Annotated in this window: 7 protein-coding genes; 2 read left to right on the top strand and 5 right to left on the bottom strand. The window is 71.0% G+C overall.

The genetic code is table 11. The features are described from left to right. Positions 1 to 38: 38 nt before the first annotated feature. The gene (locus OG747_RS17330) at positions 39 to 1,715 is read right to left on the bottom strand and encodes a succinic semialdehyde dehydrogenase (protein WP_405880255.1); all 1,677 of its coding nucleotides are present in this window, start codon (positions 1,713 to 1,715) and stop codon (positions 39 to 41) included. A gap of 616 nt (positions 1,716 to 2,331) precedes the next feature. Here OG747_RS17330 and OG747_RS17335 point away from each other — a divergent pair. After that, complete coding sequence (locus OG747_RS17335; protein ID WP_405880256.1) at positions 2,332 to 4,329, top strand: glycosyltransferase family 2 protein; 1,998 nt, start codon at positions 2,332 to 2,334, stop codon at positions 4,327 to 4,329. Between the two features lie 156 nt (positions 4,330 to 4,485). Here OG747_RS17335 and OG747_RS17340 read toward each other — a convergent pair whose 3' ends face one another. The 4 genes from OG747_RS17340 to OG747_RS17355 all read right to left on the bottom strand — a co-directional run bounded on the left by OG747_RS17340 (position 4,486) and on the right by OG747_RS17355 (position 13,610). Continuing rightward, positions 4,486 to 6,183, bottom strand: a complete 1,698-nt coding sequence (locus tag OG747_RS17340) for a serine/threonine-protein kinase (RefSeq protein ID WP_405880257.1) — start codon at positions 6,181 to 6,183, stop codon at positions 4,486 to 4,488. Positions 6,184 to 6,284: 101 nt separating this feature from the next. Then, positions 6,285 to 8,021 carry a serine/threonine-protein kinase gene (locus OG747_RS17345; protein ID WP_405880258.1) on the bottom strand — a complete coding sequence of 579 codons (1,737 nt, stop codon included), beginning with the start codon at positions 8,019 to 8,021 and terminating at the stop codon, positions 6,285 to 6,287. Between the two features lie 164 nt (positions 8,022 to 8,185). Next, a complete protein-coding gene (locus OG747_RS17350; protein ID WP_405880260.1) occupies positions 8,186 to 11,068 on the bottom strand; it encodes a protein kinase in 2,883 nt (960 codons plus the stop codon). A gap of 208 nt (positions 11,069 to 11,276) precedes the next feature. Next, on the bottom strand, positions 11,277 to 13,610 hold the full coding sequence (locus OG747_RS17355) for a serine/threonine-protein kinase (RefSeq protein WP_405885575.1): 2,334 nt from the start codon (positions 13,608 to 13,610) through the stop codon (positions 11,277 to 11,279). 182 nt (positions 13,611 to 13,792) lie between these two features. Between OG747_RS17355 and OG747_RS17360 the strand changes: the two genes are divergently transcribed. Next, positions 13,793 to 15,046: a serine hydrolase domain-containing protein gene (locus OG747_RS17360; RefSeq protein WP_405885576.1), complete on the top strand. Its 1,254-nt coding sequence runs from the start codon at positions 13,793 to 13,795 to the stop codon at positions 15,044 to 15,046. The last annotated feature ends 4 nt before the right edge of the window (positions 15,047 to 15,050 follow it).

Raw genomic sequence — 15,050 nt, forward strand, 5'->3', positions numbered from 1 at the left:
TACTCTCCTCGTTGAGAACGATCCCCCCCAAAGGGGCGCTAGCGGAGCCGCAGCGCCTTCATGACCCTCAGACTCCGGCTCATGAACTGCGCGTACTTCTCGTCGTCCATGCCGAGCGACGGCGCCATCGGCAGCAGCCGCTGCTGGGCGACGGTCTGTGCCTCGGTGTACTTGAGGATGCCCTCGGAACCGTGCCGGCGGCCGAGGCCGGAGTCCTTCATGCCGCCCATCGGCGACTGGACGCTGCCGTACGCGGGCGCGTACCCCTCGTTGACGTTCACCGTGCCGGTGCGCAGCCGGGCCGCGACCGCGCGTCCGCGCCGCCCGTCCTTCGTCCAGACGGACGAATTGAGGCCGTACGGGGTCGCGTTGGCGAGTTCGACGACCTCGTCGTCCGTCTTGAAGCGGTAGAGGGAGACGACGGGCCCGAAGGTCTCCTCGTTGCAGACGGCCATCGGGGCCTCGACGCCGTCGAGGATGGTGGGCTCGTAGAAGTAGGGGCCGACGTCCGGGCGGGCTACGCCACCGGCGACGACCTTCGCGCCCTTCGCGACCGCCTCCTCCACATGCCGCGTCACGGTCTCCAGCTGCCGCTCCCCCACCAGCGAGCCCATGTCGGCCCCGTACGCGAGGGATGTGCCGAGCCGCATGGCCCTGGTGCGGGCGGCGAAGCGCTCCGTGAACGCGTCGGCGACGGACTCGTGGACGTACAACCGCTCGATGGAGATGCAGAGCTGGCCGGCCGAGGAGAAGCAGGCGCGGACGGCGCCCGCGGCGGCCTTGTCGATGTCGGCGTCCTCCAGGACCACCATGGCGTTCTTGCCGCCGAGTTCGAGGGAGACGCCGATGAGGCGGGCGGCGGCGCCCTGGGCGACCTCGCGGCCGGTCCGCGTGGACCCGGTGAAGGACACGTAGTCGGCGTGCTTGACGACCTCGGGGCCGACGACCGGGCCGTCCCCGATGACCACCTGGAAGACCTCGGCGGGCAGCCCGGCCTCGATGAGCAGATCGCGCGCCCAGAGGGCGGTGAGGCAGGTCTCGGTGTCCGGCTTCATGACGACGGCGTTGCCCGCGACGAAGGCGGGCAGCGCGTCGCCGACCGAAAGCTCCAGCGGGTAGTTCCAGGGCGCGATCTGGCCGACGACGCCGCGCGGGTGGCGCAGCTCGGTGACCTTGGTGAGGGTGGGCATGGCACCGGCGTGCCGCTTGGGGCGGAGGTACGCGGGCGCCCTGCGGCCGTAGTGGCGGGCGGCCACGACGACGGCCTGGACCTCTTCATGCGCGTGCAGCCGGGCCTTGCCGGTCTCCAGCTGGATGAGGTCGAGTACCTCGGCCTGGCGAGCGAGCACCAGGTCGTGGAAGCGCAGGAGCACGGCGGCGCGCTGCCGTACGGGGGTGGCGCCCCAGGCCTGCTGGGCGGCGCGAGCCCGCTCGAAGGCGGCTCTCACGTCCTCGGGGGTGGACTCGGGCAGGTCGGCCAGCTTCTCGCCGGTGAACGGGGTGTGGTTGGCGGTCCGTCCGGAACCGACCACTCCCTTGGTGAGCTGTGCGACCAGCTCGGGCGTGACCACGTCGGCGGCCGTGCGGGCGCCCACGGGGACGGGGGCGAGGGGGTTGGTGCCAGTGGTGGCCGTGCCGGTCTTCTCCAGCTGGTCCGTACCGGTCTTTTCCGGCCTGTCCGTACTGGTCTTTTCCGAGGCCTGCGAGTCCGTCATGACGCGCAGCGTATGACGGAGCGAGGGCTTTGGGTACCCGTCGGTAATCGGCTTTCACGGAGTACACACACGGCGCCAGTGATCGCTGGCAACGAATGACCTGATCAGGGCGTTGTGGCCCCGGCGATCACGAGTTGGTCACCGATCACGTCCGCCAGGTACCGGCCGCGCTCCCACCAGGCACCCGCCGGCCGCCGCGGGGACACCCACTGGACACCCACCGACAGCACCCACACACGGCCAGGGCTCGGGCAGCCACGCCCCGCCGTCGCAAAAGCGGACTGGATTTCTGGGCTATACAAAGTGACAACCCCTGCTTTACATGTGCTTTGTCGCTACGAGCGGCATACAGGAGTTCGCGACCGCACCCCTCGGGCATCAACGAACCGGAACAATGTATTCCTGACAAGGATGGGCAAATCGGCCATCGTGATGGTGACCTTAACCACGGCCTGAGCTGCTGCTTCATGGATCATTCATGTTGAACGCACTGGCAACTCACGGTATGTTCACATCGCTGTCGGCGCCTTCTCCCCCGCTAATGAACCTCGCTCACACGGTTTTCGATGCGGTCAAAGAACAAGGCGTGCCCCGCCCTGCCCAGGAGAATGTGACGATGACTGTGCCCACAGTGTCGGTGATTATCGCTGCCTACAACGCGATGCCCTACGTGACGCGCAGCGTTTCCTCTCTCGCCGAGCAAAGCATCGGCCAAGAGCAGATGGAAGTCATCATCGTCGACGACGGCTCCACCGACGGGACCTCGGCGGAGCTGGAACGCCTGACCAGCGTGTACCCGGGCCTGCTACACGTCGAGCGGCAGGAGAACTCCGGCGGCCCCGGCTCCCCGCGAAACCGTGGGCTCGAACTCGCGCGCGGGCAGTACGTGTTCTTTCTCGACGCCGACGACTATGTCGGCCCGGAGACCCTGGAACGCATGGTCGCCATGGCGGAGAAGAACAACACGGATATCGTCCTCGGAAAAATGGTGGGCGTCGGCGGACGCGGAATGCCTGCTTCCATGTTCAAGCGCAATCAGCCGAAGACCGACGTCTTCAACTCCCGTGTGTACTGGACCCTCAGCCCGCTGAAACTGTTCCGGCGCGAGCTGCTGGAGCGGCACAAGCTGCGTTTCGCGACCGGCCTGCCCGTCGGAGAGGACCAGCCGTTCACGGCCCTGGCCTATCTGCACGCGTCGGGCGTCTCCGTGATCGCCGACTACGACTGCCTGTTCTGCACCCTGCGGGACGACGGGGGCAACGTCACCACGCGCACCGTGGGCGCGGAGCCCCGGCTGCAGTTCCTCTCCGCGATGGTCGACCTGCTGCTGGAGAACGTGCCGTTCGGCATCGGCCGCGACCACCTGGCGCACCGTCACCTGACCGTCGAGGTGCAGGTGCTCCTCAAGGGCTGCCTGGTGCACGAGGCCCGCAGCGAGCAGGTGAAGACCCTCGCCCGGATGGCCGAGATCATCGACCGGGTGTGGCACGACGGGATGAACGACCAGCTCTCGGCCATGGCCCGGCTGCGGGTGCACCTCATACGCCATCAGATGCTCGACGAGATCCTCGAACTGATCCAGTTCGAGAAGGATCTGGGCAGGAGCGGAATCTCCACCCCCCTCCTCATCGAGGACGGCAGGGCCTACGCCCGCTACCCCTTCCTCCGCGACCCCGCCCGCGCCGTCCCCGACATCTGCTACGACGTCACCGACAAGGTCGGCGTCCGGCACCACGTCTCCCTGGCCGAGCTGCGCGGCGCCACGCTCCACCTCGCCGGGCACGCGTATCTGCACCGCGTGGCGACCAAGGACGTGACCACCGAACTCGTCCTGCGCGAGCGCGACAACGGGACCGAATACCGCCTCCCGGTCACGCACACCCCCACCCCGGGCCTCGGCGCGGACGAGGACGAGGGCCACTACGCCTACGAAAAGGCCGGATTCGTGGCCTCCATCGACATCGACACCGCCGCCGACGGCGCGCCGCTCGGTGACGGGCTGTGGGACATCTCCCTGGCGGTCGGCGCTCAGGGGCTGTCGCGCGAGGTGCGGATCGGCAGCAAGCGGGCCGAGGACGTGTCCGGCAAGGCCGACACCCGTGTCATCGACACCGCGCGGGGCGTCCGCCCCCTCACGGTGTACACCACCAACCCGCACGGCAACTTCACGATCGACCTCGGCGAGAAGAAGCACCAGGTGCTGTCGCACCTGAAGATCGGGGCGGCCCGCTGGAACGCCAGCACCCCCACCGAACTGCAGATCACCGGACGGTGGACGCTCGGCGCATACCCCGACGGGCCGCTGATCCTGGCACTGAGCAGCGACAGCGGCGAGACGGCCACCTTCCCGGTCACCCGGACCGCGCACGGCGACACCTTCACCGCCCGGGTGTCCGTGTCCGACCTCTCCGAGGGCACCTGGAGCGGCGAACTGCGGCTCTCCGACTGGTCGGTGCCCCTTCCCCGGCTCCCGAAGGATCTGGCACCGTCCAAGTGGCGCCGCCGGGGCCTGCCCTGGTACGCGAAGCCCGCACCCGGTGCCGCGAACCGCTTCGCGCTGCTGGTGGCGAAGACGAAGCTGGCCAAGGCGGTCGCGGGCAAACTGAAGCCGTGACCAACGGAGCCAGACGCCACGCTGGCTCCCGCTTCACTCGCTTGGCGTTCCCTCGACCTCTGCCTCCTGGTCCTTTCACCTCATGGACACGGCAGTTCGGCCGCGCCCGTTCGCGCGGCCGAACTGCCGTGAGCCTCGCCGGCGTCGTCGGCGTCGTCAGCCGGTCGCAGTCGCCGTGAACGTGTCCAGCGCCACGTCGAAGTACTCCTTCGCCTCCGTCACCTTGCTGACCGGCGCCGACACCCACACGTCGTACATCCGGCCGCCCTGCTCCCAGCAGAGGTCGTACGTGTGCCGCGCGCCCTCCGCCTTGGTGAAGCCGTTCCAGGTGAACTCCCAGAGCGCGGCCGACTGTCCGTCGTGGGTGGTCGAGGTGACGGTGCCGTCGTGGTAGCCCGGGTTCGTGGACGGCCCGTCGGCGTCGGCGCGCCGCATCACCGCGAGCGGACCTCCTGTCTCGGGGTCGGCCACCTTGATGCCGAGCCGGAAGATCTGGCCCGTCGACATGTAGAAGATCCGCTCGCCCTGCGGGTCGCGCGTGAAGCCGTCGGGCACCGCGAGCGAGAACCCGTTCGGATCGTGCACCATCTGGTACCCCGAAGGCGCCGTACGGGAGGAGGGGGTCGGCGTCTGCTGCCGGGTGACGGTGACCGTGGGTGCGGGACTCGGCGACGCCGACGACCCCGACGCTCCCGAAACGCCCGGCACGCTCGGGGAATGCGACGCGCTCACGGACGTCCCCGGCGCCGAATGGGCGGACGGAGTCGACCGACCGCCCCCACCGCCGTCCCCGTCGCCGTTCACCAGCAGCGCCGCCGACACGCCCGCCCCGGCCACGGCGGCGACGAGCGCCGCGACGACCAGCATGCCTCGTGCCGAGCGCTTCGGCGCACGGTCGGGCGCGGCGGCAGGGGGAGGAACCGGTGCGGGAGAGGGGTGCGAAGCCGACTGGACCGGTGGCTTCCGTTTCGGTACGTCACGTTGCGTCGGCGTGTACCCGGCCGACGCGGCCCGCGGCGTTCGGCCCGTCTCCCGGAACGCACTGAGCAGCCGTTCCGCCTCCACCGCGTCGAGCCGCCGCTCCGGATCGCGCTCCAGCAGCCCCCGTACGACGGGCAGCAGCGGTGCCGCCTGGGCGGGTGGGCGGATCTCGTCCATGACGACGGCGTGCAGGATGCCGCCCAACGAGTCCCGGCGGAACGGTGATTCACCGCTCAACACCGTGCACAACAGCGCGCCCAGCGACCACAGGTCGGACTCGGGGCCGGTCCTGGCCCCGGACATCCGCTCGGGCGCGGTGTACTCGGGCGAGCCGACGAAGGATCCGCTCTCGGTGAGCGTCGTGGCGCCCGCGACCTGGGCGATGCCGAAGTCGGTGAGCACGACGCGGTCGGTGCCCGCCTCCATCAGGACGTTCGCGGGCTTCAGGTCACGGTGCAGGACTCCCGCGTCGTGCGCGCGGCGCAGCGCGCCGAGGAGGGCGATGCCGATCCGGGCGGCCTCGCGCGCGTCGACCGGACCGTCGGCGGAGATCCGCTCGGCGAGCGAACCGCCGTCGATCAACTCCATGACGATGTACGGCCGTTCGTCCTCCTCGACGACATCGTGCACGACGATGATGTGCGGGTGGTGCAACTGGGCGACCGCGCGGGCCTCGCGCAGGGTCCGGTCGCGCTGCGTCCGGGCCTCCTCGCCGGAGAGCGAGTCGTCGAGGGCGAGCTCCTTCACCGCCACCTGACGGCCGAGCAGTTGGTCGGTGGCGCGCCAGACGACGCCCATGCCGCCCCGCCCGATCCTGGCCTCCAGCCGGTAGCGGCCCGCGATCACACGGACGTTCTCCCCCTCGGTCCCCATGCGCCCCATCATGCCCCACCGGACGGATACGCTCCGGGCTCCCGCTCCCGCGATGGCTGTTATCCGGCCTCGTCAGACCACTCCGGACCAGTCCGGACCCGTCAGGTCTTGGGGAGCCAGCCGCGCAGTATCACGTCGAACTGCTGGCGCGCTGTGGCCCAGTCCGCCGCCGGCGCGGACATGTAGATCGCGTACTCGACACCCTCCCGGCTGCGATACGTCTGCTCGATCGCCCGGCGCTTGCCCGGGAACGGCGTCTGCTTCGGCAGCGCGGTCCAGGTGAAGTCCCACAGGGAGCCCGGACAGTCGCGGAACGTGTTGGCCTGCAGAAGCACCTGGTTGTAGTCGACCAGCTTGGTCAACTGCTGTTCCAGGTCCTGCTGGTGTGCGTACGGCGTGGGGAAGTCCGGCGAGTCGTCGATGGCGATACGGACGAAGTGCTTGCCGCCGTCGGGCGTGTAGTCGACCTGGTTGCCGTTGGCCTGGCGCTTCCAGCTGTCGCTGGGCAGGGAGAGGCTGAAACCCTCGACGTCGTCCTTGTGCACCCAGCCGTCGGGCACGGCACCGCCCGGCTGCTCGGTCTCCCCGGTACCGGTCGGCGTGCTGCCCGTCGGCGTACCACCGGTCGGCGTGCTGCCGGGCTTCTTAGTGCTGGTCGAGGCGCCGCTCTCCGCGCGGTCCGTCCCCGAGCCCTTCACGTAGTTCATGGCCACGGCCCCACCACCGCCGATCAGTGCGGCGAGGACGACGACGAGGGCGATCATGCGACCGCGACGCCGTTTCCTGGGGGTAGCGGGGGCCTCGCTCATGGACCCGGGCACAGGCGCATGAACCGTCGGCGTCACCCCATGCGCCACCGAACCATGCGCCACAGAACCATGCGACGCCGTCCCGTGCGACGCCGTCCCATATGCGGCCGTCCCATGCGCCGCCATCCCGTAGGACGCCGCCCCCTGTTCACCTATCCCCACGGTGCTCGTATCCACGTGTTGCGTCGGCACATACGCCTGCGCCGCGCTCGGCCGACGCCCCTCGGCGGCCTCGGCCAGCATCTGCTCGGCCTCCTCCGCTCCGGGCCGCACCGCGGGATCCTTGTTCAGCAGCGCGGTGATGACGGGCCCGAGCGCACCGGCGTAGCGCGGCGGCGCGGGCTCCTCGTCGACCACGGCCTGCATGGTGGTCAGCGGCGAGGTGCGCCGGAACGGCGACCGCCCCTCCACCGCCGTGTACAGCGTCGCGCCGAGCGCCCACAGGTCGGCGGACGGACCGGGATCGTGGCCGCGCACCCGCTCGGGCGCCAGATAGTCGACCGAACCGACGATCTCACCGGTGCGCGTGATGGTCGTGTCGCCCTCGACCTGCGCGATCCCGAAGTCGGTGAGCAGTACCCGTCGGTCGGAGGACAGAAGGACGTTCCCGGGCTTCACGTCACGGTGCAGTACGCCGGCGGAGTGCGCGGCGCGCAGGGCGCGCAGCACCCACAGCCCGATCCGCGCCGCCTCGGCCGGTTCGACGCGCCCCTGCTCCTTGACCTCGTCGGCCAGCGAGTTGCCCTCGACCAGCTCCATGACGATCCAGGGCCGGTTGTCGTGATCCAGGACGTCGTGCACGGTGACGACGGCCGAGTGGTTGATCCGGGCGGCGGCCCGCGCTTCGGCGTGGGTGCGCGCCAGCAGCACGGCCCGGTCGCTCTCCGTCACGTACAGCGCTGCCGTCAGCTCCTTGATCGCGACCGCGCGGTGCAGCACCTCGTCGTGCGCGCGCCACACCCGGCCCATGCCACCGCTTCCGATGGATTCGACAAGCCGGTAGCGGCCCGCGAGGAGCAAGCCCTGCATTTGATTCACGTTTCCCCGCAATGGTATTGACAGGGTCAGACTAAAGAGCGGTCCCCGTGCAGGGAACCAGCGGGGTCGTACGGAGACCGCACTGTGACGGTTCTCCCTTCCGAGTACGGGAGGGAACCATCCGGCGTTCAGCGCCACATGAGTACGGAAGTGGCTCAGCCGGTGACTTGATACGTCGCCGACGCCTGCTCGTACAGCCGCGTGACCTCGTCCCGTTCGGCCTCCGGGCCGCGTACCTGCACCACGTGGTAGCGCCCGCCGACGATGATCGCGAGATTGCGGACATACAGCGACTGCCCCGCGGAGTCCTGCCAGGTGAACTGTCCCTCGGCCATGGTCCGTCCGCCCACGTCGATCCGCCGCATCCCGCTGGAGGTGGCCCATGTCGAGTCGCGGAACGGCTGCAGCTCGCTCTCCCGCTCCCGCTGGTACGTCAGCGGATCACTGCCGTACGTCGCGGTGCTGTCCCGTCCGGGGACGACGATGAGCTCGAAGTCGCCCTGGGAGTAGACGACCTGGCCGCGCCCGTTCTTGGGCGTGCGATTCCATCCGGTGGCCACGGCGACCTGGAAGCCCTCGGAGTCCTTGCGGAGCGTGAAGCCCTGAGCGACTGTGGGGTCGTTGGACTGCGTGGTCGTCGAACTGGAGTCGCCCGAAGGACTCGTGTCCGTGCCGGGAGAGGTCTGGTCGGGGCGCGGCCGGCTGCTGGCACTGCCATCGGCGCCCGTGCCCGAGGAGTTCCCGGGTGCCGGGCTCACCTGGCCCGCGGAGCCGGTCCGCTGACCGTTCGCATCGCTGTTCGGGTCGGTCTTCTTCGGCAGGAAGACCATCGCGTACGCGACTCCCGCGACCAGCAGGAGCAGGACCAGCAGGACCAGGTTCCGGCCCAGCTTTCGGGGCTGGGCCGAGCCCGTCGCCCTGGCCGGCCTCGCCTGCCGATCACGTCGGTCGCGCCGATCATGCCGGTCGTGCCGGTCGTGCCGGTCGTTCTTGGCGCGCTTGTGGCGGGCGTGCGGGCTGGTCGCGGACAGTCCGGCGCGGCGCCTGCGGACGAGCTCACCCCGCCGCCGTACGATCGGCAGCCTGCTGGGGTCGACCGGGGGCGCCGCTACGACATGCGTGCCCGCCTCGGGCTCGGGCGCGGACCGCACGAGCGAGCGCAGCCAGCCGCTCAGTTCCTCGAAGTCGATCCGCTCGATGGGGTCCTGACGCAGCAGCGACTCCACCACGGGCCGCAGCGGCCCGCACTCCTCGGCGAACGCGGGCGGCTCCGCGCACACCAGCTGCACCAGCTCGGCGGTGTTCTCCTCCGGGTAGGGCGCGTGCCCCTGCACGGCCCGGAAGAGCAGCGCGCCCAGCGCCCACAGATCGGTCGCGGGCCCGATCGGCGCCGCCAACTGCCAGTTCTCGTGCACCGGCCCGGCCTGCTCCGGCGCCCATCGCTCCGTCACCGGTCCGACGACGGCCATCCGTGTCTGCCGGGCCCGCTCCGCGGCGAGCGCGGTGGCGGGACCCCGGCGCGGCGGCGCACCGGCGACCAGCTCGTCCCAACGGCCGTTGGAGGTCGCGGGGGTGGGCTGCTGCCCGGGTGCGGGGACGAGGGAGGGCGTGCCGTTGCCCTGGGGCCCCGGGGGTATCGGGGTGCCGCTGCCGCTGCTCATGCCGTTTCCGGCTGCGGGGCCGGGGCCGGGGAGCGCCGTACGCCCCTGACCGCCGTTGCCACCGTTGCCGGTGGTACCAGTATCAGTGCCGGTATCAGTGCCAGTACCGGCGCTGGGGCGGGGCTGGGCGCCGTGCCAGGCGCCCGCGCGCCCCACACCGACGCCGTACGGGTCGGCGATCTGGCCGGGTGGCGGGTTCTCGGGCCGCTGCTCCACCCCTTGCCCGGAGCCCTGGACCGGCGGCGCGGAGGCAGTGGAGGGGTCGGGCTGCGGGACAGGGCGGGGCGCGGGCAGGGCTGCCGGGCCGCCCCGCTGCTGTTCGTGCACCCGGGCGGCGGCGCGTGCTCCGGCACGGTACGCGGCGATGGCCCCGGCCCGCGCCGCGCGCGCATCGCCCCCGGTCTCCAGTGCCCTGCGTGCCAGGGCCGCTCCGCCTCCGGCGGGCGGCTCTCCCACCGGAGTACCGTTCTCGGCCCGCGCCTCGATCGCGGCCCGCCGTGCGGCTTCGGCGTCGGCCCCCTGCGCACCGGCGACCACCGCGCCGAACGAGCCGCCAGGGCCCCCGCCGGTCGCTCCGCCGGCCCCCGCGCCGGGCAGACCTCCGCTCACCCCACCGGGCAGGCCTCCGGTCACGGCCCCGGGCATACGGCGCGCGCCACCGGGCCCGGCACCACCCGCACCACCCGCACCACCCGCACCACGCGGGGAAACACCAGCGCCCGCGCCTCCGTCACCCCCGGAATCCCCGGAATCCTCGAAGTCCCGTACCGGCACCGGGTCGTACCCGCACAGCGCCTCCTCCGCGGCCCCGGCCGCCAGGCCGGTCAGCATCACACGGCCGTCGTCGCAGACGAGCACCGTGCGCGCGGTGATGTTGCGGTGCACCCAGCCGTGCGCGTGCAGCACCCGCAGCGCGGTGACGACATCGGCGGCGACCTCGGCCGCCCGGTAGGGACTCAGCGGCTTCTCGGCGAGCAGCGCGGCCAGCGGCCGCGCGGGCACCAACTCACTCACTATCCACAGCGACCCGCCCTCGGCGAACACGTCGAAGACCTGGTCCAGCCGGGGATGGTCGGGAATCTGGGCGGCGGCCTGCGCGGCCTCGATCGCCCGTCGCACAGCGGGTTCGGTGGGCCGGCGCGTGGTCCGCGCGGAGGCGCGCCGCACCCCTCCGTCCCGCGCGACGAAGCCCTCGGGCAACCCGTCCGCGTCGAGCACCTCCGCCTCGACGACCTCCGGCAACGGCACCTGCCGGACCAGGACTTCCTGTCCGCTGTAGGTGTCGAAGGCCCGCGTCTCGGCGAGTTCGTACTCGTCGGACGGCGGCCGCGGCAGGCGGTAGCGGTCGGCAAGTACCCGTCCCGCATAGTCGTCCACGATGCCTCCCCCGGCCGCCCGGTGGTCAATTCCGTTCGCCTCGCGTCCCGTTACGGCTTCGTACGGTCCGCAACCACTCACGATACGTGCCGGAGGCAACCCACAAAGCGGGGATGCGAGATGTCACCGCCCCGTGACCGACCCCTACAACAGACACCCCGGGCGAACCGTCTCGAACCTCTCGAACCTCACTACGTGATAGTGAGCCCTACGACTTCGGCTCAAACGTCGCCGTCAACGTCTGCCAGGTGTCCTTGCGCAGCTGGCTGTCCCAGTCGGAGGCCTTCGCCGTGTACATCAGCCCGTACCCCATGTGCGAGTTGACGACGAAGCCGCGGTCGATCGTCCGGTACTTCGTGCCGCCCTCCTGATAGGTGAACTCCCAGTCGGCCGTGTTCCAGTTGCGGTAGTCCACCTTCTCTATGCGCACCCGCTTGTACTGCGAGCGCGTCATGTACCCCTCCTGGTTCTTCCAGTCCGCAACGGGGTCGCTCTTGGGCGTGGTCGTCCAGCCGACGAGGAGCTTCTGCCCGTCGGGACCGGTGAACCGGGCCCCCGCATCCTCCGTCGACACGTACTTCCACCCCTTGGGCAGCCCGATCGAGAACCCCTGGCTGCCCTTGTACGTCAAGACGACGGTGGAGCCCGACTCCTTGCCGTCGCCGCTCGTCCCGTTCGTCGCACTGGCGTCGCTCGACGCACCGGTGCTCGGCGTGCTGCCCGAACTCCCGTCCCCGGCCGACCCGGTGGCACCGTCCGTCTTATCGCCACTGTCGGTGTGAGAGCCGCTGGTCGCGTCCTTGCCACCGCTGCCCGCGGTCACCCCGCTGGACGCGGCCGCCTTGGTGTCGCCGCTCTTGCTGCCCTTCGACCCGCTGTCGTCACCGCCCCCGTAAATGAAGGCCAGCACGGTCCCGATGACGGCGAGCGCCACGACCACCGCGATGATCACCAGCGTCCGCCGCGGCACCACATCCGTGAGCGCCGCCCGCGGCACGGGCCGCGGCGGCCTCTCGGGCGCCACGGGCCACCCCGAGGCCTGCCGCGCCGCACCGGCAGCACCGGTAGTACCGGCAGCACCACTCGAACCCGTCGAGCTCGCGGAACCCGTCGAACCCGCGGAACCCGTCGACCCCGTGGACTCTTTCGAGCCGACAGAACCGGAGTTCAAGCCCACCGTCGCGCTGTCGCGAGCGCCCGGCTTCCGGGAGGCCTCGGCCGCCTTGGCACCCTGGCCCGGCGTGGCAGCCCCGGGCTTCCCCGACACCGAGGCCGGCTTCGGCACATCCACGCTCGCCGTAGTCGCAGGAGCCGCAGAAACCGCAGGAGCCTTCGGAGCCGTAGGAGCCTTCGGAGCCGTAGGAGCCTTCGGAGCCGTAGGAGGCTTCGGAGCCGCCCCCTCCGTCCCCACCGAACCGGATGCCGCCGTACTCCCCGCACCGCTCGCACCACTTGACTTCGCGCGTGCCGTTGCCGCCGCGGTGGCCGCGCCGGCCGCCGTGGCGGCCTTGCGCACGGAACGCAGCGCCCCGCGCAACCGCTCCCCGGCCTCCTCGCCCCGCTTGGCTCCGGAGCCGCCCGAGCCGCTCGTGCCGCCCGAACTCCCCTTGCCCGGTCCCTCGTCCGGCACCGGCGGCAGCGCCACGACCTTCGTCGCGTCCGCCGGCTCCGGCACGGTCTCCTTGGGCTCGGGGGCGTGGATCACCTCGCTGAGCATCGCCCGCGCGCGCTCGTTGTCGAGGCGCTGCGCGGGGTCCTTGACGAGCAGCCCGTAGATCACGTTCTCCAGGGGACCCGCGTTCTTCGGCTGCTCCACCGGCTCGGTCATCACCGCGGTGAGCGTCGCGATCGCGGAACCCTTGTCGTACGGCGGCACGCCCTCGACCGACGCGTACAACAGACCGCCCAGCGACCACAGGTCGGCCGCGGGGCCGGGCTTGTGACCGCGCGCCCGCTCCGGCGAGATGTACGAAGGCGCGCCGACGAGCATGCCGGTCGAGGTGATGGACGGGTCGCCCTCGACCTGTGCGATGCCGAAGTCGGTCAGCACGACGCGGCCGTCGTCGGAGATCAGCACGTTCGACGGCTTCACGTCACGGTGCAGGATGCCCTCGCGGTGCGCCGAACGCAGCACGTCGAGTATCGCGAGCCCCACCTCGGCGGCGCGCTTCGGCGTGAGCAGGCCGTCCTCGCGGATGACCTCGGCGAGCGACTTGCCCTCGACGAGCTCCATCACGATCCACGGCCGGTTGTCCTCGTCGACCACGTCGAAGACCGTCACCGCGCCGTTGTTGCGGATCCGCGCGATCGCCTTGGCCTCACGCAGGGTGCGCGTGATCAGCCGCCGCTTCTCGTCCTCGTCGATGCTCGACGGGAACCGCAGCTCCTTGACGGCAACCGTACGCCCCAGCGTTTCGTCCTGGGCCCGCCACACCGTGCCCATGCCGCCGCGGCCGAGAACATCTCCCAGCCGGTAGCGCCCGGCGAGGAGACGTTCGCTCTTGTCCTGACGGGATGCTCCCGCCCGCTCCGCCTCCGACATGCGTCCCCTCATGCAACCCACCCTGACAGAGCCTCCATTGTCCCTCACCCGACAAGCGCTCAGCGCCCAGGGGGCCCTTCGGGCGACAACCCCCGGCGACCGGCACGCCCCTCACCTGCGGACCGCCTGTCGCCCGCACAGGTTCGTCGCCCATGATGAGCCGCGACAAGGAAGGACCGCCGATGCCGCCGCGCCGGACACCTCGGACACTCTTGGTCATACCCCTGTCCCTGACACTGCTTGCCCTGACCCCGACCGGTCTGCCGGGCTTGATCCCAGCCGGTTCCCCTTCCCACTCCCCCATGTCCTCGGCTGCCCGTCACTCCCTCACCTCCCTCATGTCCGGCGCCCCAGCGAGCCCATCCGGTGCCCCAGAGGACTCATCCGGTACCCCGGCGGGCTCGCACACACCCGCCGCCCCGGCAACGGATGCCGCCCGCGCGCTCCTCCGCCTTCTCCCCCTCCTCGTCACCCGCGGCAAAGCCCCCGCCGCGGCCCTGCTGGCCAGTGACACTTCGGGCGCTTCAAGCGTTTCGGGCCCTGCGGACGCGGGCGCTTCCGGCGCGCGCTTCGTCCGTGCCGGCGAGGGAATCGCCCGTGCCGACCACTTCCGCGCGGGCAGCATCACCAAGACGTTCATCGCCACCGTGGTGCTGCAACTGGCCGCCGAGCACCGGCTGTCCCTGTCCGATTCCGTGGACGCTCATCTTCCGGGTCTGGTGCGCGGGGCGGGCAACGACGGGCGACGGCTGACCCTGCGCTCCCTGCTCACCCACACCAGCGGTCTGTTCGACTTCACCGCGGACACCAGGGGCGCCGTCCCCCTCACCCCGCGCCAGGCCGTACGCATCGCGCTCACCCATCCTCCGGCCGCCCGCGGCCAATTCGCCTACTCGAACACCAACTACGTCCTGCTCGGCCTGGTCATCCGCCAGGCCACCGGCCACTCGTACGCCACCGAGGCCGAGCGGCGCATCATCAACCCCCTCCGTCTGACGGACACCTCCTTCCCCGGCGCCCGCACTTCGCTGCCCTCCCCGCACGGCCGCGCGTACGCCGCCGACGGCTCCGACGTCACCGACCTCGACCCGCGCGTGGCCGGTGCGGCGGGTGAGCTGGTCACCACGCTCGCCGATCTGAACCGCTTCTACGCGGCCCTGCTCGCCGGCGACCTGCTCCCGTCCCGCCAACTGCGCGAGATGCTCAACACCCGTACCGCACACGGCTTGTACGGCATGGGCCTCTACCCCGTGAAGCTGCCGTGCGGCACCACGGTGTGGGGGCACAACGGCCGCATATCCGGCAGCTACGTGCGCACCGCAGCCACCGTCGACGGCCGTCGTGTCCTCACCTTCCGGGTGAACACGGACGGGATCGCAGACCCGGACCTCGAACCCGCCCTGCTCTCCGCCGAGTTCTGCCCCCGCACCCAGTAGAACG

It is taken from the genome of Streptomyces sp. NBC_01384, from assembly GCF_045040035.1.
Taxonomy (GTDB): domain Bacteria; phylum Actinomycetota; class Actinomycetes; order Streptomycetales; family Streptomycetaceae; genus Streptomyces.